Source organism: Pseudorhizobium banfieldiae, assembly GCF_000967425.1.
GTDB classification, from domain to species: Bacteria; Pseudomonadota; Alphaproteobacteria; order Rhizobiales; family Rhizobiaceae; genus Neorhizobium; species Neorhizobium banfieldiae.
The window spans coordinates 1095762-1119503 of sequence record NZ_FO082820.1 but is presented as its reverse complement, the minus strand read 5'-3'; the positions used below and the strand labels follow the sequence as shown (position 1 = coordinate 1119503).

Here is a 23742-nt window from a genome sequence, read left to right as displayed (position 1 = left end):
CGCGGGCCTCAACCATAATGTACTTTCTTCTCGACGAAGCGGAACTGGAAGGCCGTGAGCGCGATCACGATCACCATCAGAACGACTGATTGTGCAGCCGACGAGCCGAGATTCAGGTTCACGAAGCCATCATTATAGACCTTGTAGACGAGCGTCTCGGTGGCCTTGGCGGGGCCGCCGCCCGTCACTGCATGGATGATGCCGAAGGTATCGAAGAAGGCATAGACCGTGTTGACAACCAGCAGGAAGAACGTGGTCGGGGCAAGCAGCGGAAAGATGATGGTCCAGAAGCGCCGGGTGCCGCGCGCGCCATCGATTGCCGCCGCCTCGAGCAACGACTTCGGGATCGCCTGCAGACCCGCGACGAAGAACAGGAAATTGTAGCTGATCTGCTTCCACGCCGCCGCGACGACGACGAGCAGCATTGCCTGGTTGCCGTCGAGCAGCGGATCCCACATCACGCCATTGCGGCGGAGGAGATAGGCGAAGGTGCCCATGGCCGGGTTGAACATGAAAAGCCACAGCATGCCGGCGACCGCCGGAGCGACCGCATAGGGAACGATCATGAAGGTGCGGTAGAAGCCGCGGCCCCGCACGACCAGATCGGCAGCCGTTGCCAGCAGAAGCGCGGTCCCCATCGCCAACAGGGCTGTCAGGAGGCTGAACACCACCGTGACCTGCAGCGAGTGCAGGTAGTTGGGGTCGTTGAAGATCGCCGTGAAGTTGGCAAGGCCGACGAAGGTGCTCCGCAAGCCGAAGGGATCCTCGCGCATGGCGGACTGGTAGAGTGCCTGGCTAGCGGGCCAGAAGAAGAACACGACCGTCAGGATGATCTGCGGAGCGACCAGGAAATACGGCAGTATCTTGTTGGGGAAGACGACGTTCTGCAAAAGCGCGGCCCTTCAGAAAACAGAAGTGCCGTCCGGACAGCCTGTCCGGACGGCATGTAATGGCGGGCTTAGTTGCCGAGTGCCTGCTGGATGGCGGCGTTGCCGCGCTCAACTGCCTTGTCGAGTGCTGCCTGCGCATCCTGCTGGCCCGCAAGCATTGCTTCGAACTCCTCGTTGAGGATGTCACGCACTTGCGGCAGGTTGACGAGACGAACGCCCTTGGAGTTTTCCGTCGGCTCCTTGCCCATCATCTGCTGGATCGGCGTCTCGCGGCCCGGGTTCTTTTCGTAGAAGCCCGAGTCCTTCGTGGCGTTATAGGCTTCCATCGTCACGGGGAGATAACCCGAAACCTGGTGTAGGCGGGCCTGGATATCCGGCTGCGACAGGAAGTTGAAGAATTCGGCAATGCCCTTGTACTCTTCATCCGTCTTGCCGCCGAAGACCCAGAGGCTCGCACCGCCCGGGATCGTGTTCTGCGGACGGCCTTCGCCCTCGTAATAGGGAAGCTGGCCGATGCCGTAGTTCATGCCGCTCTTGACGATGTCGCCGAGACCGCCCGAGGATTCCGTCAGGATCGCGCATTCACCTGACAGGAAGAGCTGCTTTGCTTCTGATGTGCGTCCGCCATAGCGGAAGACGCCTTCCTTGGCGAGGTCGGCAATCGACTGGAAATGCTCGACGAAGACCGGCTCATTGATCTTCAACTCGACGTCTGTCGCTGCGAGACCGTTCTCTTCCGTAGCATAAGGTACATTGTTCCAGGCAGCGAAGTTCTCTGTCTGGATCCAGGTGAGCCATGTCGAGGTATAGCCGCATTCTGCAGCGCCGCTGGTCTTGATCTTTCGGGCGGCCTCCCAGACTTCAGGCCAGGTCTTCGGCGGGTTATCGACGTCGAGGCCGGCTTTCTCGAAGATGTCCTTGTTGTAGTAGAGGATCGGCGAGGACGAGTTGTAGGGGAAGGACAGCATCGTGCCATCAGGCTTCGAATAGTAAGCGACGATGCCCGGCAGGTACTTCGACTTATCGAAGGTATAGCCACCCTTTTCGAGGACCTCAGCAACCGGAACAACGGCGCCTTCAGCGCCCATCATGACGCCCGTACCGACGTCGAAGACCTGGATGATTGCCGGCGCGTTCTTGGCCCGGAAAGCGGCGATGCCGGCGTTCAGCGTTTCCGGATAGGTGCCCTTGAACACGGGAACGATCTTGTAGTCGCTCTGCTTCTCGTTGAATTCCTTCGCGAGCGTATCAACCACTTCGTTGTTGGCGCCCGTCATGGCATGCCACCATTGCAGTTCCGTCACGGCCAGCGCGCTGGATGCCCAAAGCAGCGCAAGGCTCGCAGTAGCTGCCGAGGCAGCGATCTTCGTGGTTTTCATTGTCTTCCTCCCTTTCGATGACTGACTAGCTTCTCCCGGCACGGCCCGTTTTCACCTCTTGCCACGCCGCAATCGTTCAAACCTAAATCAGCTAACTCAAAAACGCGCGCTTTGACAATGGGATAATCGCCCGGGACTTTCGATTCCCTTTCGTTTCTTTTTCGAACGGGCTCGTGTTTACCCTCTTCGCACCTATAAAGCTGGACAAGAACGGCAGTCAGGCCCTGGCAGTTGACATCCGGGCGTGACCTTATCCATGGTGGCGGAAACAGGAGAAAGGGAACCCCAATGAGACTGAAGAAGAGTTTTCTCGCCATCGCCGGCCTAGTCGCCATCGGCGCCAGTGTCGCGCTCGCGCAATCGCCCGCCTTCTTCCGCATCGGCACCGGCGGCACTGCGGGAACCTACTATCCGATCGGCGGCCTGATCGCCAACGCGATCTCCGGCGCCGAGGGCAAGGGCGTCGAAGGGCTGGTCGCAACGGCGGTCGCTTCGAACGGCTCCGTCGCCAACATCAACGCCATCCAGGGCGGCTCGATGGAGTCCGGCTTTACCCAGTCCGACGTCGCCTACTGGGCCCACACGGGAACGGGCCTCTACGAAGGCAAGGGCAAGGTCGAGGATCTTCGTCTAATCGCGACGCTCTATCCGGAGACGATCCATGTGGTCGCCCGCAAGGATGCCGGCATCAACTCGATCGCTGACCTGAAGGGCAAGCGCGTGTCGATCGACGAACCCGGCTCCGGCACGATCGTCGACGCCCGCATTGTTCTCGGCGCCTACGGTCTCACCGAAGACGACATCCAGGCCGAGCACCTGAAGCCTGGCCCCGCCGGCGACCTGCTGCGCGACGGCGGCCTCGACGCCTACTTCTTCGTCGGCGGCTATCCGACCGGCGCGGTTTCCGAACTCGCCACCTCGGCAGGCATCTCGCTGGTGCCGATCAGCGGCCCCGAAGTCGACAAGCTGCTGGAAGAGTACAGCTTCTTCTCGAAGGACACAGTACCGGCCGAAACCTACAGCGGCGTCGGCGAAACGCAGACGATCTCGGTTGCCGCGCAGTGGGTAACCAGCGCCAAGCAGTCGGACGATCTCGTTTACAACATCACCAAGACGCTGTGGAACGAGAACTCCCGCAAGGAACTCGATGCCGGTCATGCCAAGGGCAAGATGATCACCCTGGAAAATGCCACGACCAGCCTCGGCATCCCGCTGCATCCGGGTGCAGAGCGCTTCTACAAGGAAGCGGGCGTCCTGAAGTAAGCGCATCGCGCTTGACAGAAACAGCGGCGGTCTGCCCAGAGCTGACCGCCGCTTTCCGTTGAAAGACAAGAACCGGGGGAAGACCGATGGCCGACGGCGACAAGATCGCTCCGATGGAGCTGGACGAAGCGAAAGCGCGCGAGCTGGAAGAACAGTTCGATTCGGAGATCCGCTTCCGGCCGCTTGCTCCCCTCGCCGCACGGCTCGTCGGCGCGCTGCTCGTCGCCCTTTCCATCTTCCATTACTATACCGCCGGCTTCGGCCTGCTGTCGGAGGTCTTCCACCGAGGGATACACCTCTCCTTCGTCCTCGGCCTGATCTTCCTCGTCTTCCCCTTCGCGAAGAAGGGCTACCACGAACCTGCGAGATCGACCCTCGTTCGTCCCCTCGGCATACCGATCTTCGACTGGGCGCTTGCCGTCGGCGCCGTCGTGGCCGTGCTGCATGTGCCGTTCATCCCGCTGGACGATCTCGCCTTCCGGGTCGGCAACCCGACGACCACGGACGTGGTTCTCGGTGGAATCCTTATCCTGGTTCTTCTGGAGGCGACCCGCCGGTCCGTCGGCTGGCCGCTGCCGATCATCGCGGTCCTGTTCATGGCCTACTCGCTGTACGGGCCATCCATGCCGGGTATCCTCGTTCACCCGGGAGCAAGCTTCTCGCAGCTCGTCAACCATCTCTACCTGACGAGCCAGGGCATTTACGGAATCGCGCTCGGCGTCGTCGCAACCTACGTCTTCCACTTCGTGCTGTTCGGCGTATTCGCGACCCGGATCGGTCTCGGGCAGCTGTTCCTGGACTGCGCGGCCTGGGTCGCGGGACGCTTTGCCGGTGGACCGGCGAAGGTGTCGATCTTCGGTTCGGCGCTGTTCGGCATGATTTCCGGCTCGTCCGTCGCCAACACCGTGACCGTCGGCTCCCTCACCATTCCTGCAATGATCCGGCTTGGCTACAAGCGGCAGTTCGCGGCAGCGGTCGAGGCAGCCTCCTCGACCGGCGGACAGATCACGCCACCGATCATGGGCGCTGCCGCCTTCCTGATGATCGAATTCCTCAACCTGCCCTATACGACGATCATCCTGGCGGCCATCATACCCGCCTTCATGCATTTCTTCGGCGTGCTGATCCAAGTTCACTTCGAGGCCAAGCGTACCGGCCTTCGCGGGATGACCAGGGAAGAGATGCCGGACCTCACCGAAGCCTTCAAGCGTGACTGGCCGACCGTCATCCCGCTGGTCGTGCTGATCGGGGTCCTGCTGTCGGGCTATACACCCTATCTCGCCGCCTTCTGGGGAATCACGCTCTGCGTGCTCGTCGGGCTCATCAATCCGCGCCGGCGGATGTCGCTGAAGGAAGTCTACGAAGGCCTGCGCGACGGGGCAAAATATGCGCTCGCCGTGGGCGCGGCTGCGGCAACGGTCGGCATCATCGTCGGTGTCGTCACCCTGACCGGCGTCGGCTTCAAGATTTCCTACATCGTCACGACGACGGCCGCGCAGATGGCCGCATTCGTCGGCACGATCCTGCCCGTCGACCTGTTCGGGCCGCAGGCGCTGACGTTGCTGTTCACCCTGATCATGACGGGGATCGTCTGCATCCTGATGGGCTGCGGAATTCCGACGACGGCGAATTACATCATCATGGCGACCATCGCGGCCCCGACCCTCGGGATGCTGGGCGTCGAGCCTATCGTCGCGCATTTCTTCGTCTTCTATTACGGAGTGCTGGCCGACATTACCCCGCCGGTCGCACTGGCGGCCTATGCGGCGGCCGGCATGGCCGGTGCCGATCCCTTCAGAACGGGCAACACGGCCTTCCGCCTCGGTCTCGGCAAGGTCCTTGTGCCGTTCGTGTTCGTCTTTTCGCCCTCGCTGCTGCTGGTGACCGCGGACTTCACCTGGGGCAATTTCCTGGTGGCCTTCATCGGCTGCACGCTCGGCATAACCTGCCTCGGCGCCGCCCTCTCCGGCTTCATGCTGGTCCGAACAAAGGCCTGGGAGAACGTGCTGCTGATCGTTGCCGCCATCCTCCTCGTCGCGCCGGAACTGACGTCTTCGCTCATTGGGGTGGCGCTGATCATGCCGGTGCTGCTCCGGCAAATCTCCGGTTATCGAACCGGAGCAGTCGCCTTGTAGCAGATCAACCAGCGACGTATCATCTGTAGCGCGTGGTAGACGTCGACCGATCTGCCACGGTCAAATCATCTTGTTAGGTTCGGCGCGTTATTTTTCCACAGGCGGACGCAGGCTGTGGAGATCGGCTATGGCGTTGATTAGTTCGCCGGCCGCCCCTTGCTCCGCCGCAATCTTCTGTATGATCGCGCCGAACCCGAAGACATTGAATGGATGCCATGCAGGACGCAGCACGCAAGCTGACGGCGCTCAGCAACAAGGACGCCGAGCCCCACTACCGGGAAGCTCCCAACAATATCGAGGCGGAGCAGGCGCTGCTTGGCGCCATCCTCGTCAACAACGATGCCTATTACCGGGTGTCCGACTTCCTGAAGCCGGTGCATCTCTATGAGCCGCTGCACCGGAAGATCTTCGAGGTTGCCGGCGACATCATCCGCATGGGCAAGACGGCGAACCCCGTCACCATCAAGACCTTCCTGCCGGCCGACGAGCGGGTCGGCGACCTGACGGTGGCTCAGTACCTCGCCCGTCTGGCGGCCGAGGCCGTATCGATCATCAACGCCGAGGATTATGGCCGCGCGATCTACGATCTGGCGCTTCGCCGCGCGCTGATCACCATCGGCGAGGACATGGTCAACATCGCCTATGACGCGCCGCTCGACATGCCGCCGCAGACACAGATCGAGGATACGGAGCGGCGGCTGTTCGAATTGGCCGAAACGGGCCGCTACGACGGCGGTTTCCAGTCCTTCAACGACGCCGTCGCCCAGGCGATCGACATGGCAGGCGCCGCCTTCGAACGCGACGGGCATCTTTCGGGTATCTCGACCGGCATCATGTCGCTGGACGGGAAGATGGGCGGCCTGCAGCGGTCCGACTTGATCGTGCTTGCCGGACGTCCGGGCATGGGCAAGACCTCGCTAGCCACCAATATCGCCTACAACATCGCCGCCGCCTACGAGCCGGAGGTGCAGGCCGACGGCAGCTTCAAGGCGAGGAATGGCGGCGTCGTCGGCTTCTATTCGCTCGAAATGTCCGCCGAACAGCTGGCGACCCGTATCATCTCGGAGCAGACGGAAGTCTCCTCCTCCAAGATCCGCCGCGGCGACATCACCGAAGCTGACTTCGAGAAGCTCGTTGCCTGCAGCCAGATGATGCAAAAGGTCCCCCTCTTCATCGACCAGACGGGTGGTATCTCGATCGCCCAGCTTTCCGCTCGTGCGCGTCGCCTGAAGCGGCAGCGCGGCCTCGACTGCCTGGTGGTCGACTATATCCAGCTCATGACCGGCTCCGGCAAGGGCGGCGACAACCGCGTGCAGGAGATCACCCAGATCACCACGGGCCTCAAGGCACTCGGCAAGGAATTGAACGTGCCGATCATCGCGCTCTCGCAGCTGTCTCGTCAGGTGGAAAGCCGCGAGGACAAGCGCCCGCAGCTCTCGGACCTTCGCGAATCGGGCTCGATCGAGCAGGACGCCGACGTGGTGCTCTTCGTGTTCCGCGAGGAATACTACGTCAAGAACATGGAGCCGCGGGATCCGCACGATCCCAAATATCCGGAATGGGAAGCGCATATGGACAAGGTGAAGGGCACGGCTGACGTGATCATCGCCAAGCAGCGCCATGGTCCCACCGGCACCGTCAAGCTCGCCTTCCAGTCGGAATATACGCGCTTCGCGGATCTCGCCGACCCGAGCTTCACCCAGTACGAAGAGCACTGACGTCTTGCTTGCGGCGGGATCAGAGCCCCGCCGCACGCAAGACCGCCACGCCGGCCATCCCGATCAGGACGCTCGGCAGCAGCGACAGGCGAAGTGCCGCCAGAATGGTCACGGCGCAACCGGCTGTTTCGGCAATGCCGGTCGCGAGAGCGGTCGGGACGACCACCGCGGTCAGCACAGCTGGCGGGATCGCCTCCAGCATCCGCTTCGCCCTGCCCTGCGGCGTTACGAACCGGACAAGAACGAGGCCGCCGTACCTCGTCAGGAGTGTCGCAACAGCCATTGCGACGATGACCGCGAAGGTGGGGGCCGCGATGGTCATTCAGGGACCCTCTCCTTGGCACCGGCAAATGCCGCGCAGAGAAGTCCGGCTGTGGCGCCGGCCAGGATGTACCAGACACCTTCGGTCGCTTGTCTTGTGAGAAGTGCCGCTATGGCGCTTGCTATGATGACGGCAGCGGTGCTGGGGCCCTTCCAGAATCCAAGAATGAGAACGAGAAAGACGGCAGGAAACGCGAAATCCAGACCCACGACGGCGGGATCCCCCACAACGCTGCCAAGAACGGCGCCTGCGAGCGTCGAGACGATCCAGGCCGCGTAAAAGGGCGCGACGATCCCCGCGTACCACGCCGGCGTCAGGCCTTCCGACGTTGTGGCCCGCATCTCCGAGATCGCCCAGAGCTCGTCCGCAAGAAAGGGCATTGCCGCTGCGGTCTGGAGACGGGTGAACCGCCGCATCTTGCCTGCGAGGGACGCCCCCATCAGCACGTGACGGAGATTGACCAGGAGGGCTGCAGAACTGATTCCGGTCCAGCTCGCTGGATGGGTCCAGATGTCCATGGCGACGAACTGCGACCCACCGGCGAAGACCATGGCGCTCATCAGGACCGCCTCGGCGACGGTCAATCCCTTGGTTACCGCCGCCGCGCCGAACACGGCACCGACCGGGACAACGGCGACCAGGAGGGGAAGGATGGCGCGCGCCCCGGCAAAGAACTCTGCCCGCCTGCCCGTGACGGTTTCCATTTCAGACCTCGCGACATTTCATGTCCGGACATCCTAAGGATCATGTCGAGACTGGTCTTGAAGGAAAGTGATCAGGCGGCCCGATACTGGCCGGGTGTCACGCCGGTGCGCGCCTTGAAGTGGCGCGTGAAGTGCGCTTGGTCGGCGAAGCCGCACTCCATTGCGATTGTCGCAGGCGGTGCACCGGCACGCAGCAGGCGCCGCGCCTGGCGGATGCGTACATCGGTCAGGAAGGCATGCGGCGTGATGTGGAATTCCTTGCGAAAGGCCCGGATAAGATGCGCCCGGCTCAGCCCCGCAATCCGCGCCAGTTCCTCGAGCCCGATATCGCATTCGTAGTTCTCGGCGAGGTAGTCGCGCGCATGCCGAACCGCGCTCTGCTCGCGGGTCTCGGGCGGCAGGACAATCGTCTCACCGTGGCGGCGAAAAAGGCCGACCAACACCGAGAACATGGTTTCGTCCGCCTCCAGCAGCCCCACATTCGCCTCAAGGCGGCGGTGGGCGATCTGGAAGGTCCGCGCCATCTCCGGGTCCACCGGCAAGTGCGTGCGGAATGCAGGGGTGCCGTTGACGGCACGACCGGTGACATCCTCCAGAACACTGCGCATCAGGGTAGCGTCGGGATAGATCATCCGGTAGCGATAGCCGCTGCCGGCGGGCGCCCCGTCGTGCACTTCACCGGGGTTGATAAGGTAGAGGCTGCCCGGCCCGGTGCTTTCCCGTGATCCCTTGATGGTCGAGATCTGTGCGCCATGCTCGATCGCGCCGATGCTGTAGGTGTCATGAGCGTGCGGCGCATATTCATGGGTCAGGAAGGTTGCGCTCAGGCATTCCATCCCGCCAAAGCGCTCTTCACGCCAGAACCGCGTGGATTCGGCTTCGGCGATCGGCATGGCATTCAGGGCATGTTCCTGCGAAACGCTGTGCATAGCGCCATAATAGCCTGGGGAAGCGTTCCGGTATTGAACAAAAGTGATAGGTTCGCCCTCGCGTAAGATGCGCAGCCGATATGTGAATTGCAGGAATGCCATGATTGACCAAAACGAGTTTCCGAGTGACGCCGACCCGTTCGATATCGCCCCGGTGCGGCTGACGGTTGATCTTGGCGCCCTTGCCGAAAACTGGCGGGACATGGCGCGGCGGTCGGGTAGTGCGCGCACTGCCGCCGTGGTCAAGGCAGATGCCTATGGCCTGGGGCTGGAGGACTGCGGGGAGACGCTTTACGAGGCGGGCGCTCGCGATTTCTTCGTCGCGGTCGTGCAGGAAGGCGTAACGCTGCGCGCATACGCACCCGAGGCCCGCATCTTCGTGCTCTCGGGCATATGGCCCGGGCAGGAGCGGATGTTCTTCGAGAACGACCTGGTCCCGGTGATTGCGTCGGAAGAGCAGCTCGCCTTCTGGATGAGTGTGCTTGTCGAGTTTGGCGACTATCCGTGCGCGCTGCAGGTGGACACCGGTTTCAATCGTCTCGGCCTGCCGATGCAGGACGCGCTGGCGCTGGCGGAAGATGTGTCGCGTCCAGCCAGCTTCTCGCCCGTGCTGGTCCTGTCGCACCTTCACAGCGGCGATACGCCATCGGCCGCCAGCAGCAAGGCACAGCTTGAATCTTTCCGGCAGGTTAGCGCCGCATTCGAAGGTATCGAATCAAGCCTTTCGGCGTCGGCCGGGATCTTCCTCGGCCCCGAATACCATTTCGACTTGACCCGGCCCGGCATCGCGCTCTACGGCGGCGAGGCCGTGAACGGCATGAAGCCGTTGCGGCCGGTGGCGACAGCGGAAGCGAGGATCGTACAGATCCGAGAGGCAGCAGTCGGAAGTACCGTCAGCTACGGCGCCACCCATCAGTTGGAACGCGCCAGCCGGCTCGCGATCGCGTCCGTGGGCTATGCGGACGGCTATCTCCGCTCGTTGTCCGGATCCGGCATCCCCCTTCGCACCGGCGGGACAGGAGGCGGCTTCGGCTTCATTGGTGGTTATCGCGTGCCGGTCATCGGACGCATCACCATGGACCTGACGATCTTCGACGTGACCGATGTCCCAGACGGCGCTGTGCGCAGTGGCGACTATATCGAATTGTTCGGCCCGAACATGCCGGTCGATGAGGTCGCCCGCGCCGCGGGAACAATTGGCTACGAAATGCTGACGAGCCTCGGCCTGCGCCACGAGCGCCGTTACCTCGAAGCGGAATGACGGCGGTCTTGCCAAGGCCAGCCTGCTACGCTACAGCCTTTGTTCCTTTTTTGTTCCTTTCGTAAGCTGAGCGGCGACAGATCCATGGCCAAGCCCAAGACCCAATTCGTGTGCCAGAACTGCGGCACCGTCCACTCGCGCTGGGCCGGGAAATGCGACGGCTGCGGCGAATGGAACACCATCGTCGAGGAAGACCCGATGGGGGGGATCGGCGGCGGCCCATCGCGGGCACCCAAGAAGGGCCGACCTGTTGCGCTCACCACGCTTTCCGGCGAGACGGAGGAAGCTCCTCGCATCCATTCCGGCATATCCGAACTCGACCGCGTCACCGGTAGCGGCTTCGTCCGTGGCTCGGCGGTGCTGGTCGGCGGCGATCCCGGAATCGGCAAGTCGACGCTGCTGATGCAGGCCGCGGCTGCCCTGTCGCGACGAGGCCATCGCGTCATCTATGTCTCGGGTGAAGAAGCCGTTGCACAGGTGCGGCTGCGGGCACAGCGGCTCGGTGCAGCCGACACGGAGGTACTGCTCGCGGCGGAGACCAACGTGGAGGACATCCTCGCGACGCTCGCCGAGGGCAAACGTCCCGACCTCGTCATCATCGATTCTATCCAGACGCTGTGGAGCGACACAGCCGATTCCGCTCCCGGCACCGTCACGCAGGTTCGCACCGGCGTGCAGGCGATGATCCGCTTCGCCAAGCAGACGGGTGCTGCCATGGTGCTCGTCGGCCATGTCACCAAGGAAGGCCAGATCGCTGGCCCCCGCGTTGTCGAGCATATGGTCGATGCCGTCCTCTACTTCGAGGGTGACCGTGGCCACCACTACCGCATCCTGCGCACCGTCAAGAACCGCTTCGGCCCTACGGACGAGATCGGCGTATTCGAAATGTCGGACATCGGGCTTCGCGAGGTCACCAACCCGTCCGAACTCTTCCTCGGGGAGCGGAACGCAAAGTCTCCGGGTGCTGCCGTCTTCGCCGGGATGGAGGGAACGCGTCCGGTGCTGGTCGAGGTTCAGGCGCTGGTGGCGCCCACATCGCTCGGAACGCCACGACGCGCGGTCGTGGGCTGGGATTCGTCGCGGCTGGCGATGATTCTCGCCGTGCTCGAGGCACATTGCGGCGTGCGGCTCGGCCAGCATGACGTCTACCTCAATGTCGCTGGCGGGTACCGGATCACCGAGCCGGCAGCAGACATTGCAGTGGCATCAGCACTGGTTTCGTCGCTCGCCGGGACCGCCCTCCCCTCCGACTGCGTCTATTTCGGCGAGATCAGCCTCTCAGGAGCCGTCCGGCCGGTCTCCCAGACCGCGCAGCGCCTGAAGGAGGCGGAGAAACTCGGCTTCGCAGGTGCCCTATTGCCGGCAAGCTCTGCCGAACTTCCGAAGTCCTCTGCCAGCCGCTGGACGGAAATCGAGGACCTGCCCGACCTCGTAAGCCGCATTGCCGGCTCCGCAGCCCGGCTTGCGAAAACGCAAGAAGATGATTGATCTTCCGTTACCCGCACCACTGTTGTAAGAGACAGCCGGAACGCGGGGGGCCGTGGCCACGGCCAAGTCTTGGAGTACATCTTATATGCCCATCACGATCTTTGACGGCATCGTCATCGGCGTCACGCTGTTTTCTGCCGTGCTTGCCATGGTTCGCGGCTTTTCCCGCGAGGTGCTGTCGATCGCAAGCTGGGTCGGCTCCGTGGCGGCCGCCTACTACCTCTATCCATTGCTCGTGCCCTACGCGCAGAACTACACGACGGATGATCGTATCGCCATCGCCGGGTCTGCCGGCATCATCTTCCTCGTCGCGCTGATCATCATCTCCTTCATCACGTCCCGGATTGCCGACTTCATCATCGACAGCCGCATCGGCGCGCTGGATCGTACCCTGGGCTTCCTGTTCGGTGCCGCGCGCGGCATCCTGCTGCTGGTCGTCGCCGTCGCCTTCTGGAACTGGCTGGTCGATGTCCGCTCACAGCCGGAATGGGTGAGCCAGTCGAAGTCGAAGCCCTTCCTCGACACGCTGGTTGGGCGGCTGCAGGCCGTTCTGCCGGAAGATATCGAGCCGCAGATCCGTGCCCGCATCACCGGTCAGGAGGAGGTACCGACCGATGGCGCACCTGCCCAGGGCCAACCGCCGGCGGAGACCGCTCCGGCCGAAGACGCCCCTGCGACAAATAATTGACGTTTTCTCGCGCTTGATGCGCGGCCAGGCATCACCACTTGTGCTAGTATTGATGAATACACTGGACCGAGCTGGCATCGGGGGGCCTCCTCCCCGGCCGGCTCTTCCGTTTTTCCGAGAGGCAAGGGCCAGCAGATGAACGAGCCGGTTTCGCAGACGACCGCAGATGACCTTCGTGGTGATCTCGACGGTGACACGCTTCACGAGGAATGCGGCGTCTTCGGCATTCTCGGCCATCCCGAAGCAGCGACACTGACGGCACTTGGCCTGCACGCCCTGCAGCACCGCGGCCAGGAAGCAGCCGGCATCGTCTCCTTCGACGGCCAGCGCTTTCACTCGGAACGCCGCATGGGCCTCGTCGGCGACCACTACACCGACCCGGTGACCCTCGCGAAACTGCCCGGCACCATCGCCATCGGCCATGTCCGCTATTCGACCACCGGCGAAGTGGCGCTGCGCAATGTCCAGCCGCTGTTCGCCGAACTCGAGGTGGGCGGCATTGCGATTGCCCATAACGGCAACTTCACCAACGGCCTGACGCTACGTCGCCAGTTGATTGCCGGCGGCGCCATCTGCCAGTCGACCTCCGACACGGAGGTGGTCCTGCACCTGATCGCCCGCTCGCGATACACCTCGACGGCCGACCGCTTCATCGACGCGATCCGGCAGATGGAGGGCGGCTATTCGATGGTCGCGATGACCCGGACCAAGCTGATCGCCGCCCGCGACCCGACCGGTATCCGGCCGCTCGTCATGGGCGAGCTGGACGGCAAACCGATCTTCTGCTCCGAGACCTGTGCGCTCGACATCATCGGCGCGAAGTACATCCGGGACGTGGAAAACGGCGAGGTCATCATCTGCGAAGTCCAGCCGGACGGCTCGATCGAGATCGACGCGCGCAAGGCGGGCAACCAGCAGCCGGAACGACTCTGCCTGTTCGAATATGTCTACTTCGCACGGCCGGACTCAGTGGTCGGCGGACGCAGCGTCTATGTGGCGCGCAAGAACATGGGGATGAACCTCGCCAAGGAAGCACCGGTGGAGGCCGATGTCGTCGTCCCCGTGCCCGATGGCGGCACGCCGGCGGCGCTGGGTTTTGCCCAGGAGAGCGGCATCCCGTTCGAATACGGCATCATCCGCAACCACTATGTCGGCCGCACCTTCATCGAACCGACGCAGCAGATTCGCGCCTTCGGAGTGAAACTAAAGCACTCCGCCAACCGGGCGATGATCGAGGGCAAGCGTGTCGTGCTGGTGGACGATTCGATCGTGCGGGGAACCACCTCGCTGAAGATCGTCCAGATGATCCGAGATGCCGGTGCGAAGGAAGTGCATATCCGGGTTGCCAGCCCGATGATCTACTATCCCGACTTCTACGGCATCGACACGCCGGATGCCGACAAGCTGCTCGCCAACCAGTACGATAGCCTGCAGGCGATGTGCGAATACATCCGCGCAGATTCGCTGCAGTTCCTGTCGATCGACGGCCTTTACCGCGCAGTCGGCGGCGAGCCGCGCAATCCGGCCCGTCCGCAGTTCACCGACCACTACTTTACCGGGGACTACCCCACCCGGCTCCTCGACAAGAACGGCGAAGCCATGGGCAACAAGGTCTCCATGCTCGCCAGCAACGGCTGAACCGCGGCAACTCGCCTGTTTCCATCAGGGCCCAAAGGCACTAGAAGGCTGCGGCAACGCGGCCTTTTTCTTTGCCGCTGCAGGAAACGGGACAGCACATGACGATCAACCTGAAGGACAGGATCGCTCTGGTGACCGGCGCTTCGCGCGGCATCGGCTATTTCACCGCACTAGAACTGGCAAAGGCGGGTGCGCATGTCATTGCCTGCGCCCGCAGCGTCGGCGGACTGGAAGAGTTGGACGATGCGATCAAGGCCGAAGGCGGATCCGCCACGCTCGTACCGTTCGACCTGACCGACATGCAGGCCATCGACCAGCTCGGCGGGTCGATCTTCGAACGCTGGGGCAAGCTCGACATCCTCGTCGCCAATGCCGGCATCCTGGGCGTGATCTCGCCGATCGGGCACATCGAAGCGAAAGTGTTCGAGAAGGTGATGCTGACCAATGTCACCGCCACCTGGCGGCTGATCCGCTCCGTCGAGCCGCTGCTCCTGAAATCGGACGCCGGACGGGCGCTGATCCTCTCCTCCGGCGCGGCCCACAAGTGCCGTCCCTTCTGGGGCGCCTATTCCGCGTCCAAGGCGGCTGTCGAGGCACTGGCCCGCACCTGGGCTGCCGAACAGCAGCGCACGGCGCTGCGCGTCAATTTGATCGACCCCGGCGCGACGCGGACCGCCATGCGCGCCCAGGCCATGCCCGGCGAGGACCCGAACACGCTGCCGCATCCGGCCGAGGTTGCCGCGGCCATCCTGCCGCTCGCCTCTCCCGAGATGAAGGATACGGGACGTCTTTTCGTCGTGCGCGAAAACAAGTTCGTCGACTACCGCATGCCGGAGTGATCATTGCGGCCGAGACCGGTCAAGCGCAATAGTTGTTCCCGTCCCGCTTGACCACGGCCCGGCCCCGCGCCATAACAGCCGCATGAAAACGGCGATTTCCATTTGCGGGATCATTATTCGCTAGTGCACTGCGCTGGCCCGGCCGTTTTCGTCTCTCGAAAAGCCTGAAGACAAACGACCCGGTCCCGCCGGTGGCTTGCTGTCAGGAGAATTCGATGAGCGTTGAGCTCAAGCTCTACAATACGCTGACTCGCGAGAAGGCTGAGTTCCGGCCGATCGATCCGAACAACGTGCGTATGTATGTCTGCGGTCCGACGGTCTACGACTATGCCCATATCGGCAATGCGCGGCCGGTGATCGTCTTCGACGTGCTCTACCGCTTGCTGCGTCATGTCTATGGTGCCGATCATGTCACCTATGCCCGCAACATCACAGACGTGGACGACAAGATCAACGCACGGGCGCTGCGCGACCATCCCGGCCTGCCGCTGAACGAGGCGATCCGGCTCGTGACGGAAAAGACCGAGACGCAATTTCACGAGGACGTAAAGGCGCTGGGCTGCCTGGAGCCGAATGTCGAGCCGCGGGCAACCGACAACATTCCACAGATGATAGAGATCATCGAGCGGCTGGTCGCAAAGGGTCATGCCTATGTGGCGGCCGGCGAGGTTCTGTTCGACACGAAGTCGATGAGCGATTACGGCCAGCTTTCGAAACGCCCTCTCGACGAGCAGCAGGCCGGTGCCCGTATCACCGTCGATGCGCACAAGAAGAACCCGGGCGACTTCGTGCTCTGGAAGCTCTCTTCGCACAATGAGCCGGGCTGGGAGAGCCCCTGGGGCCGCGGTCGGCCCGGTTGGCATATCGAGTGCTCCGCCATGAGCGGCCGCTATCTCGGCGAGGTCTTCGACATCCATGGCGGCGGGCTGGACCTGATCTTTCCGCACCACGAGAACGAGATCGCCCAGTCGCGCTGCGCCCATGGCACGCATGCGATGGCGAATGTCTGGATGCACAATGGCTTCGTGCAGGTCGAAGGCCGCAAGATGTCGAAGTCAGAGGGCAACTTCGTCACAATCCACGATCTCCTGCACACGGACAAGTTCGGCGGTCGGCCTTGGCATGGCGGTGTGCTTCGCCTGGCAATGCTTAAAACCCACTACCGTCAGCCGATCGACTGGACGGTAGAAAAACTTCACCAGGCACGCGACGAAGTCTTCGGCTTCTTGGCAAGTTGTGATGCAGAGATCGTGGCCGGCCGTATCGCAGCGAAGAGGCTTCGCGGAAGACCAGTCCTGCAGGATTCTAACTTTCTCGCTGCGCTAGCCGACGACCTAAACACACCCAAAGCTCTCTCGACCCTGTTCTCGCTCCGCGAGAAAGCATCATCGGATGAGGGGGCCGCTGAAAAACTGCTCCTTGGACTCGAATTCCTTGGGATTGTTCCACTGAGGAAATGGTCACTCTACGACAAAGTGCACGTTTTCGATCTCCGTGTTCGCGATCAACTACTCGGCCATGACGAATCCGATCGCTTGGAGCGTCTGCGCGTCGCAATGGCGAATGGAAACAAGGAGCGCGAAGAGCAGCTAATCAAGGAGGTTGAGTCATGGGGGGTAAGGGTCGCAATCGATCGTAAGCGCGGCAGAATTGCCCTCGAAGTCAAAGCTGACAGTCAAAATCCCTTGGCCTCCGCCGTCGATGCCCTCGTCGAGATGCGACTCGAAATGCTGAAGGCGAAGAACTTTGCGGAGGCGGACAAGATCCGCGATGATCTCTCGTCCAAGGGCATCCAGCTCAAGGACGGGAAGGACCCGGCCACCGGCGAGCGGGTGACGACCTGGGAGGTGAAGAGATGACGCAGATCCATACCGGCGGCTGCCAGTGCGGCGCGGTCCGTTTCCGCGTGAGCGGCGACCTGAAGGATAGTTCCATTTGCCATTGCCGCATGTGCCAGAAGGCCTTCGGCGCATTCTATGCGCCCTTGGTTTCCACCCGGGATGCGGAGCTGCAGTGGACCCGCGGTAGCGTCAAGCACTTCCGCTCGTCTAACCACGTCCTGCGCGGGTTTTGCGAGAATTGCGGCACGCCCCTCACCTACGAGGCTGCAGACGGGATCGCCATCGCAACCGGCGCTTTCGACGATCCGGCGGCGGTGCCCCCGATCATCCAGTTCGGTGTTGAGCGCAAGCTCCCCTTCGTAGACCACCTCCACGAACTGCCCGTCCGGCAGACCATGGACGATGTGGAGGCAGCGCCCTTCCTCGCCGACATCATCTCCTACCAGCATCCCGACCACGATACCGAGGCCTGGCCCGAAGGCGACAGGCCATGACCGACAACCCGAACAAGATGCCGAAATGGCTTCTCTACAGCCTGATCGGAAAAGGCCTGCTGGTGACGCTGATCACTGCTGCCATCATTGCTTACGCCTTTCTCGCATGACGAACTTCACACGCATCCAGATTTGCAGATAGGGATTTTTCTTATGAATGAACCACTTTCCGTTGCAGTCGGTAGCACCGGTCCGACTCGGGCAACCGTTCCGGCCGGGATGTTGGTGGTCAATCCATGACCGATGACAGACGCGACCACGCCTCAAGCGCCGGCCACCCCTGGCACCTGATCATCTGGGCTCTGGCAGGTGCCAGCTTCCTGATTGCAGTGGATATCTGGACCACGGGGTTCGGGCCTGGCCTTGTCCGCGAGACAGGCGGCATCGAGATCGCCTCGGCGTTGCTTTATGCCTATGCAGCTATTGCATGGCTGTGGACGCGCTCCGGTGATAACTGGAAGACCTCATGGCAGGTGCCGGCCGTCATGCTCCTGATGATGGGGCGGGAATTCGATCTCGACAAGAAGCTCACGAGCATAGGTGTGCTTCGGAGCGACCTCTACCTGACGGACATGGCGCCGGTCTTGGATCGGATTCTTGGTCTGATCGCCCTCGCCTTCGTTGCCACCGTTGCGATCCGTCTCGTCAAAATGGGTGCAAAGGAGTTTGTCACCGGGTTGCGGATGAGGACGCTCTGGGCTTGGAGCATCGTCGGCGCCCTAGCCTTCGCCATCCTTTCCAAATCGGTTGATGGCATCGGGCGTAAGCTTGCGCCCTTCGGGATTACACTGGAGTCGAGTACAAGCCTGCAAATGGTGATCCTGGAGGAATTGCTCGAGCTCGGCATTCCGCTGATGCTCCTCGTGGCGGTGATCTCATCGACGACCCGCGCTACCAGATCCTCGCGAACATCCTTGAAGTGAGAGTTGATGATGTCCTCCTCCACTGAAATCCTTCGCACCCTTTACCCGGAAATCGAGCCCTACGAGACAGGCCATCTCGATGTCGGCGATGGCCATTCGATCTACTGGGAGCGCGTCGGCACGCGAGGCGCCAAGCCTGCCGTATTTGTGCATGGCGGCCCCGGTGGCGGCTTCGGGCCGGGCAACCGGCGTCTCTTCGATCCGGCACTCTACGACGTCCTGCTGTTCGACCAGCGCGGCTGCGGAAAATCGACGCCCTATGCTTCGCTGGAGGCCAATACGACCTGGCACCTCGTCGCCGACATGGAGAAGCTGCGCGAGATGATGGGCGTGGAGCGCTGGCAGGTCTTCGGCGGCTCGTGGGGTTCCACCCTTTCTCTTGCCTATGCCGAGACCCACCCGGAACGGGTAACGGAAATCGTACTTCGCGGCATCTACACGCTCACCCGCGCCGAACTCCTCTGGTACTACCAGTTCGGCGTTTCGGAGATGTTTCCCGACAAGTGGGAGCGCTTCATCGCGCCGATCCCAGAAGCCGAGCGCGGCGACCTGATGGCCGCCTACCGCAAGTATCTGACGGGGGATGACGAGGCGAAGAAGCGCGAATGCGCGCTTGCCTGGAGCACCTGGGAAGGCGAGACGATCACCCTCCTGCCGAATCCAGACTATTCCGCGCAGTTTCACGACCCCGACTACGCGATCGCCTTCGCCCGCATCGAAAACCACTATTTCGTGCATGCGGGCTGGCTGGAGGAAGGTCAGCTCGTGCGCGACGCGCACAAGCTCAAGGCTATCCCGGGCGTCATCATTCACGGGCGCTACGACATGCCCTGCCCGCTGAAATATGCTTGGCAGTTGCACAACGCCTGGCCCCAGGCTGATTTCCACATCGTAGAAGGTGCGGGCCATGCCTATCTCGAACCGGGCATCACCGACCAGCTGATCAGGGCGACGGACCGGTTCGCCGGAAAGACGGCATAGGGTTCAATGGCCGCAACAGGCGGCGGAGGACGGCACATGACGCGGGAACGCATCTATCTCTTCGACACGACGCTCCGGGACGGGCAGCAGACACCGGGGGTCGATTTTTCTGTCGAGGACAAGATTGCGATTTCGGCCATGCTCGACAATTTCGGTCTCGATTATGTCGAAGGCGGGTATCCCGGGGCCAATCCGACGGATACCGCCTTCTTCTCGGAGAAGCGGACACAGAAGGCCAGCTTTGTCGCATTCGGCATGACGAAGCGGGCCGGCGTTTCCGCCTCCAATGACCCTGGACTTGCAACGCTGCTGCAGGCTCGCAGCGACGCCATCTGCTTCGTCGCAAAAAGCTGGGACTACCATGTCCGCGTCGCCCTCGGCTGCTCCAACGAGGAGAACCTTCGGTCGATCCGGGAGAGCGTCGAGGCGGCTCGTGCCGTCGGTAGGGAAGCCCTGGTCGACTGCGAGCATTTCTTCGACGGCTACAAGGCAAATCCCGATTATGCGCTTTCCTGCGCAAGGACGGCTTACGAGGCGGGGGCGCGCTGGGTCGTGCTTTGCGACACCAATGGCGGCACCCAGCCGGCAGAGATCCGGGAGATCGTCGGCGCGGTCATCGCCGCAGGCATTCCGGGGTCAGCGCTCGGCATCCACGCCCATGACGATACCGGCCAGGCGGTCGCCAACTCGCTCGCCGCCGTCGAGGCGGGCTGTCGGCAAATCCAGGGGACGCTGAACGGCATCGGCGAACGCTGCGGCAACGCCAATCTGGTGACTCTGATCGCCACCCTGTCGCTGAAGGAGAGCTATTCCAGCCGCTTCGAGACCGGGATCGACGCGGTGCGGCTTGAGGGGCTCACCAATCTCAGCCATGCCTTCGACGAGTTGCTGAACCGGTCGCCGAACCATCAGGCGCCCTATGTCGGCGCCTCCGCCTTTGCGACCAAGGCCGGCATCCATGCCTCCGCACTGCTTAAGGACCCAAGAACCTACGAACACGTGGCGCCTGAAACCGTCGGCAACTTCCGCAAGGTGATGGTCTCCGACCAGGGCGGCAAGTCGAACTTCATCAATGCCCTGAAGCGACGCGGCATCGACGTTGGCAAGGACGACCCGAAGCTCGACCTGCTGATTTCCATCGTCAAGGAGCGAGAGGCAACCGGCTATGCCTATGAGGGTGCCGACGCCAGCTTCGAGCTTCTCGCCCACCGGACGCTGGGTACCATTCCGGAATTCTTCACCGTCGACAGCTTCAGGGTGATGGTGGAGCGACGCTTCGACGCCAATGGCCGCATCAAGACAGTGTCGGAAGCGGTCGTGAAGCTCGATGTCGATGGCGAGCAGGTCATGTCCGTCGCTGAGGGTGACGGCCCGGTGAACGCGCTCGACCTGGCATTGCGCAAGGATCTCGGCAAATACCAGGCGGAAATCGCCGACCTCGTACTGGCCGACTTCAAGGTGCGCATCCTCAACGGCGGCACTGCCGCCATCACGCGCGTGCTGATCGAATCGACCGATGGCGACGGAACGCGCTGGTGGACGGTCGGGGTGTCGGAAAACATCATTGACGCCTCATTCCAGGCGCTGACCGATTCGATCGTCTACAAGCTGATGAAGAACCGCCACATGGCGGGGCGGATCGCAGCGGAATAGCTACAGCTCGCGCTTCGAGAGGCCCCAACCCTCTTCCGAATACCACTCGTCGTCCTCCGGCGGACGGCGCCAGCGCAACTGTCGCACCTGGTCGGCGATGCGGCGCCGGAAGGCCGCCTCCAGGCCCTCCCGACGGCTGGCCGGCGGCGGCTCTTGCCCTTCGGCAAACACGAAGGACACCGGCTGCAGGAAGCGGGCACCGTAGCCTGCCGGGCGCCGGTCGATCAGGAGAAACCCGGCGATGCTCGTAAACGGCAACTGCTCCCCGTTGGCGCTCCGGGCCGGGATCCCCAGCGGGAACAGGAGGCGACCGCCAGGCGCAAGTTGATCGACCCAGGCCGCAGCCGGATGGTCCAGCGCGAAGTTGACATAGACGACGTCGACAGCCGCTTGCGGAAATACTAAGGCATCACCGTGAATGACCGTGACATTGCTTCGGTTCTGGAGGGCCGCTGCTGCCTTGCCGGCCAACTCCCCGTCGTACTCAACGGCGGTGACATGACCTGACGGCCCGACCAGTTCAGCGAGTATCGCAGTGTAGTAACCGGTCCCGGCGCCAAGATGGGCGACCCGTTCCCCCGGCACGATCCCTAGCTGGTTCAGCGCACCGGCATGGAGGGAGGGGACCCCGTTGTTGACGTGGCGCGCCGGATCCAGCGCCACGAGCATGTCCTGGTAGAGGACGACCGGGTCGTGTGAGGCCAGTTCGCGGTAGGTCGAGAAATCACTGTAGAACCACGGCGGAGGTCCGAAGAACGGCTCCCGTTCGACGGATACCAGAGCATCGAGCAGGCGAGGGTCGTTGGCCACCCCGGCCTTGGCGAGCACCTGCCGCGCAAACAGCTGGCGATGAGGAGGCTGCTCTTCAAATTTCATGAGGCCTCCGGTTTCGCTGGCATGGCGACTGCATGGAATTCATCACCGCGATCAACTCTTCACGCAAATGAATTGGTTCCTTCTTGGCGTGAGGAGTAGATGGCAACCATACGCGGAAAAGACGATCGGAAACATCCATGGCCACCACAGACGCGCCCGCCCCGGCCAAGAATGAGGATTCCGCCCGCGGCTTCGCCTTCGCGCTGACGGCCTATTTGCTGTGGGGTTTCCTGCCGATCTACATGAAGGCCGTCGCACACATGTCGCCTTTCGAAGTCCTGGCGCACCGGGTGGTCTGGTCAGTTCCGGTCGCGGGGATCGTGCTGCTGATCCTGCGCCGGACATCGGAGCTGAAGGCTGCTTTCCGTTCTCCGCGGACGCTGATGATGGCTGGGATGACCGCGGCGCTGATCACCGTCAACTGGGGCGTTTATGTCTGGGCGATCTCGGTCGATCGTGCGCTGGACACCGCGCTCGGCTATTTCATCAACCCGCTGTTCAGCATCTTCCTGGCGGCCGTACTCCTCAAGGAGCGCCTGCAGCCCGTACAGCTCATCGCGATCGCCTTGGTAGTCGTCGCTGTTGCGATCCTGACCTACGACGCCGGGGGGCTTCCCTGGGCTTCGCTGGTCCTGACGGTCAGTTGGGGGTTCTATGCCTTCTTCCGCAAGACGCTTCCCGTGGGGCCGAACCAGGGCTTCTTCCTCGAGGTGCTGATCCTCACGCCGTTCGCCCTCGCCTACATCGTCTATGCAGAAATGTCCGGCAGCGGCCATCTCATCCACTCCAGCACGTCGGACACCCTCCTGCTTGCGGCGACCGGCGTTATCACCGCTGGACCGCTGATGATCTACGCCAATGGCGCAAAGCTGCTCCGGCTCTCGACCATCGGCATCATGCAGTATATCGCGCCGACCATGATCTTCCTGATTGCTGTATTCGTGTTCCACGAGCCGCTCAGCATGGTGAAGCTCGGCGCCTTCGTTCTGATCTGGTCGGCTCTTGCCATCTACAGCTGGTCGATGCTGATGCAGGCCCGCGGCAACTGAGGACCGAACCTGGGGGCCAACACTTCGCTAGAGCCTTGAAATAACCGCTTCCTCGCCGGGTGTCGGGGTGATGTCGCTGGCCCGGTCCAGAATCGCGGGTACGATGTCCTCGACATCGTTGATGACCAGGGGCTGGACGAGGTGTGCGCGGTGGATGAACCCCTGCTCCCGCATGTGGTCGACGAGATCGAGCATCGGATTCCAGAAGCCGCCGATATTGGCGAAGACCATCGGCTTCTCGTGCCGGCCGAGCTGCGCCCAGGTCATGATCTCGACGATCTCCTCGAGCGTGCCGATGCCGCCCGGAAGGGTAACGAACGCATCCGAACGTTCGAACATGGCGTGCTTGCGAGCATGCATGTCCTCCGTGACGATCAGTTCGTCGAGCTGGCTAAGAGAATGACGGGTGGCCTCCATATCCACGAGAAACTCTGGTATAATACCTGTCACCTGCCCGCCATTGGCTAGCACGCCTGCGGCGACTGCGCCCATGATACCCTTGGTACCGCCGCCATATACGAGGCGCAGGCCGTGGGCGGCGATCGATTTTCCGAGCGCATGGCCGGCCGCGATGTAGGCAGGGTCGCGGCCAGGCTGGGAACCGCAATAGACGCAGATTGACTGAATGGACACATTCGACTCCAGAAACGAACATGAGAGCGAGCCGCGAA

21 protein-coding genes are annotated in these 23742 nt (G+C 62.5%); 14 read left to right on the top strand and 7 right to left on the bottom strand.

The window, feature by feature from the left end; all coding sequences use genetic code 11:
• Nucleotides 1-8: 8 nt before the first annotated feature.
• Together ugpA and ugpB are read right to left on the bottom strand one after the other, a co-directional pair.
• Nucleotides 9-890, bottom strand: coding sequence for a sn-glycerol-3-phosphate ABC transporter permease UgpA (ugpA, locus tag NT26_RS05370; RefSeq protein WP_052637777.1), 882 nt, complete (start codon nucleotides 888-890; stop codon nucleotides 9-11).
• Between the two features lie 68 nt (nucleotides 891-958).
• Nucleotides 959-2269 carry a sn-glycerol-3-phosphate ABC transporter substrate-binding protein UgpB gene (ugpB, locus tag NT26_RS05365; protein ID WP_052637776.1) on the bottom strand — a complete coding sequence of 437 codons (1311 nt, stop codon included), beginning with the start codon at nucleotides 2267-2269 and terminating at the stop codon, nucleotides 959-961.
• A 288-nt stretch (nucleotides 2270-2557) separates the two neighbouring features.
• Between ugpB and NT26_RS05360 the strand changes: the two genes are divergently transcribed.
• From NT26_RS05360 to NT26_RS05350, 3 genes are all read left to right on the top strand, one after another.
• Nucleotides 2558-3532, top strand: coding sequence for a TAXI family TRAP transporter solute-binding subunit (locus NT26_RS05360; protein ID WP_052637775.1), 975 nt, complete (start codon nucleotides 2558-2560; stop codon nucleotides 3530-3532).
• An 86-nt stretch (nucleotides 3533-3618) separates the two neighbouring features.
• Nucleotides 3619-5667 carry a TRAP transporter permease gene (locus NT26_RS05355; RefSeq protein ID WP_052637774.1) on the top strand — a complete coding sequence of 683 codons (2049 nt, stop codon included), beginning with the start codon at nucleotides 3619-3621 and terminating at the stop codon, nucleotides 5665-5667.
• Between the two features lie 215 nt (nucleotides 5668-5882).
• Entirely contained in the window at nucleotides 5883-7385 is a 1503-nt protein-coding gene (locus tag NT26_RS05350) for a replicative DNA helicase (protein ID WP_052641897.1), read from the top strand.
• A 19-nt stretch (nucleotides 7386-7404) separates the two neighbouring features.
• On the opposite strand, the gene NT26_RS05345 is transcribed toward NT26_RS05350, so the two are convergent.
• From NT26_RS05345 to NT26_RS05335, 3 genes are all read right to left on the bottom strand, one after another.
• Nucleotides 7405-7707: an AzlD family protein gene (locus NT26_RS05345; protein WP_052637773.1), complete on the bottom strand. Its 303-nt coding sequence runs from the start codon at nucleotides 7705-7707 to the stop codon at nucleotides 7405-7407.
• Nucleotides 7704-8411, bottom strand: a complete 708-nt coding sequence (locus tag NT26_RS05340; protein ID WP_052637772.1) for an AzlC family ABC transporter permease — start codon at nucleotides 8409-8411, stop codon at nucleotides 7704-7706. The genes NT26_RS05345 and NT26_RS05340 overlap by 4 nt, the downstream gene beginning before the upstream one ends.
• A 71-nt stretch (nucleotides 8412-8482) precedes the next feature.
• Nucleotides 8483-9340 (bottom strand): AraC family transcriptional regulator, encoded by an 858-nt coding sequence (locus tag NT26_RS05335; protein WP_052641895.1) that lies wholly within the window; start codon nucleotides 9338-9340, stop codon nucleotides 8483-8485.
• A gap of 100 nt (nucleotides 9341-9440) precedes the next feature.
• Here NT26_RS05335 and alr point away from each other — a divergent pair, with 100 nt between their 5' ends.
• The 10 genes from alr (at nucleotide 9441) to cimA (ending at nucleotide 21146) form a co-directional block, all read left to right on the top strand.
• Nucleotides 9441-10601 carry an alanine racemase gene (gene alr, locus NT26_RS05330; RefSeq protein WP_052637771.1) on the top strand — a complete coding sequence of 387 codons (1161 nt, stop codon included), beginning with the start codon at nucleotides 9441-9443 and terminating at the stop codon, nucleotides 10599-10601.
• 84 nt (nucleotides 10602-10685) lie between these two features.
• Nucleotides 10686-12089 (top strand): DNA repair protein RadA, encoded by a 1404-nt coding sequence (gene radA, locus NT26_RS05325; RefSeq protein WP_052637770.1) that lies wholly within the window; start codon nucleotides 10686-10688, stop codon nucleotides 12087-12089.
• 85 nt (nucleotides 12090-12174) lie between these two features.
• Nucleotides 12175-12777 carry a CvpA family protein gene (locus tag NT26_RS05320; protein WP_052637769.1) on the top strand — a complete coding sequence of 201 codons (603 nt, stop codon included), beginning with the start codon at nucleotides 12175-12177 and terminating at the stop codon, nucleotides 12775-12777.
• Between the two features lie 135 nt (nucleotides 12778-12912).
• Entirely contained in the window at nucleotides 12913-14415 is a 1503-nt protein-coding gene (gene purF, locus NT26_RS05315; protein ID WP_052637768.1) for an amidophosphoribosyltransferase, read from the top strand.
• A 98-nt stretch (nucleotides 14416-14513) separates the two neighbouring features.
• Complete coding sequence (locus NT26_RS05310; RefSeq protein ID WP_052637767.1) at nucleotides 14514-15254, top strand: SDR family NAD(P)-dependent oxidoreductase; 741 nt, start codon at nucleotides 14514-14516, stop codon at nucleotides 15252-15254.
• Between the two features lie 215 nt (nucleotides 15255-15469).
• Complete coding sequence (cysS, locus tag NT26_RS05305) at nucleotides 15470-17113, top strand: cysteine--tRNA ligase (RefSeq protein ID WP_082077642.1); 1644 nt, start codon at nucleotides 15470-15472, stop codon at nucleotides 17111-17113.
• Nucleotides 17110-17589, top strand: a complete 480-nt coding sequence (locus tag NT26_RS05300) for a GFA family protein (RefSeq protein ID WP_052637766.1) — start codon at nucleotides 17110-17112, stop codon at nucleotides 17587-17589. Before cysS ends, NT26_RS05300 begins: the two co-directional genes overlap by 4 nt.
• A 236-nt stretch (nucleotides 17590-17825) precedes the next feature.
• On the top strand, nucleotides 17826-18512 hold the full coding sequence (locus NT26_RS05295) for a hypothetical protein (protein WP_052637765.1): 687 nt from the start codon (nucleotides 17826-17828) through the stop codon (nucleotides 18510-18512).
• Between the two features lie 6 nt (nucleotides 18513-18518).
• Entirely contained in the window at nucleotides 18519-19493 is a 975-nt protein-coding gene (gene pip / locus NT26_RS05290) for a prolyl aminopeptidase (RefSeq protein ID WP_425287725.1), read from the top strand.
• Nucleotides 19494-19529: 36 nt separating this feature from the next.
• Complete coding sequence (gene cimA, locus NT26_RS05285; RefSeq protein WP_052637764.1) at nucleotides 19530-21146, top strand: citramalate synthase; 1617 nt, start codon at nucleotides 19530-19532, stop codon at nucleotides 21144-21146.
• On the opposite strand, the gene NT26_RS05280 is transcribed toward cimA, so the two are convergent.
• On the bottom strand, nucleotides 21147-22022 hold the full coding sequence (locus NT26_RS05280) for a protein-L-isoaspartate O-methyltransferase family protein (RefSeq protein ID WP_052637763.1): 876 nt from the start codon (nucleotides 22020-22022) through the stop codon (nucleotides 21147-21149).
• Between the two features lie 137 nt (nucleotides 22023-22159).
• On the opposite strand from NT26_RS05280, the gene rarD reads away from it, so the two are divergent.
• Complete coding sequence (gene rarD / locus NT26_RS05275) at nucleotides 22160-23071, top strand: EamA family transporter RarD (RefSeq protein ID WP_052637762.1); 912 nt, start codon at nucleotides 22160-22162, stop codon at nucleotides 23069-23071.
• A gap of 27 nt (nucleotides 23072-23098) precedes the next feature.
• Here the strand turns inward: rarD and NT26_RS05270 are convergent, their stop codons facing one another.
• Nucleotides 23099-23704, bottom strand: coding sequence for an LOG family protein (locus NT26_RS05270; protein WP_172974124.1), 606 nt, complete (start codon nucleotides 23702-23704; stop codon nucleotides 23099-23101).
• Nucleotides 23705-23742 lie beyond the last annotated feature (38 nt).

What these genes read in the sequence shown, in the direction of transcription:
- ugpB (WP_052637776.1), bottom strand. Translation starts at nt 2,269, where the DNA reads ATGAAAACCACGAAGATCGCTGCCTCGGCAGCTACTGCGAGCCTTGCG.
- NT26_RS05360 (WP_052637775.1), top strand. Translation starts at nt 2,558, where the DNA reads ATGAGACTGAAGAAGAGTTTTCTCGCCATCGCCGGCCTAGTCGCCATC.
- NT26_RS05355 (WP_052637774.1), top strand. Translation starts at nt 3,619, where the DNA reads ATGGCCGACGGCGACAAGATCGCTCCGATGGAGCTGGACGAAGCGAAA.
- NT26_RS05350 (WP_052641897.1), top strand. Translation starts at nt 5,883, where the DNA reads ATGCAGGACGCAGCACGCAAGCTGACGGCGCTCAGCAACAAGGACGCC.
- NT26_RS05345 (WP_052637773.1), bottom strand. Translation starts at nt 7,707, where the DNA reads ATGACCATCGCGGCCCCCACCTTCGCGGTCATCGTCGCAATGGCTGTT.
- NT26_RS05340 (WP_052637772.1), bottom strand. Translation starts at nt 8,411, where the DNA reads ATGGAAACCGTCACGGGCAGGCGGGCAGAGTTCTTTGCCGGGGCGCGC.
- NT26_RS05335 (WP_052641895.1), bottom strand. Translation starts at nt 9,340, where the DNA reads ATGCACAGCGTTTCGCAGGAACATGCCCTGAATGCCATGCCGATCGCC.
- alr (WP_052637771.1), top strand. Translation starts at nt 9,441, where the DNA reads ATGATTGACCAAAACGAGTTTCCGAGTGACGCCGACCCGTTCGATATC.
- radA (WP_052637770.1), top strand. Translation starts at nt 10,686, where the DNA reads ATGGCCAAGCCCAAGACCCAATTCGTGTGCCAGAACTGCGGCACCGTC.
- NT26_RS05320 (WP_052637769.1), top strand. Translation starts at nt 12,175, where the DNA reads ATGCCCATCACGATCTTTGACGGCATCGTCATCGGCGTCACGCTGTTT.
- purF (WP_052637768.1), top strand. Translation starts at nt 12,913, where the DNA reads ATGAACGAGCCGGTTTCGCAGACGACCGCAGATGACCTTCGTGGTGAT.
- NT26_RS05310 (WP_052637767.1), top strand. Translation starts at nt 14,514, where the DNA reads ATGACGATCAACCTGAAGGACAGGATCGCTCTGGTGACCGGCGCTTCG.
- cysS (WP_082077642.1), top strand. Translation starts at nt 15,470, where the DNA reads ATGAGCGTTGAGCTCAAGCTCTACAATACGCTGACTCGCGAGAAGGCT.
- NT26_RS05300 (WP_052637766.1), top strand. Translation starts at nt 17,110, where the DNA reads ATGACGCAGATCCATACCGGCGGCTGCCAGTGCGGCGCGGTCCGTTTC.
- NT26_RS05295 (WP_052637765.1), top strand. Translation starts at nt 17,826, where the DNA reads ATGACCGATGACAGACGCGACCACGCCTCAAGCGCCGGCCACCCCTGG.
- pip (WP_425287725.1), top strand. Translation starts at nt 18,519, where the DNA reads ATGATGTCCTCCTCCACTGAAATCCTTCGCACCCTTTACCCGGAAATC.
- cimA (WP_052637764.1), top strand. Translation starts at nt 19,530, where the DNA reads ATGACGCGGGAACGCATCTATCTCTTCGACACGACGCTCCGGGACGGG.
- NT26_RS05280 (WP_052637763.1), bottom strand. Translation starts at nt 22,022, where the DNA reads ATGAAATTTGAAGAGCAGCCTCCTCATCGCCAGCTGTTTGCGCGGCAG.
- rarD (WP_052637762.1), top strand. Translation starts at nt 22,160, where the DNA reads ATGGCCACCACAGACGCGCCCGCCCCGGCCAAGAATGAGGATTCCGCC.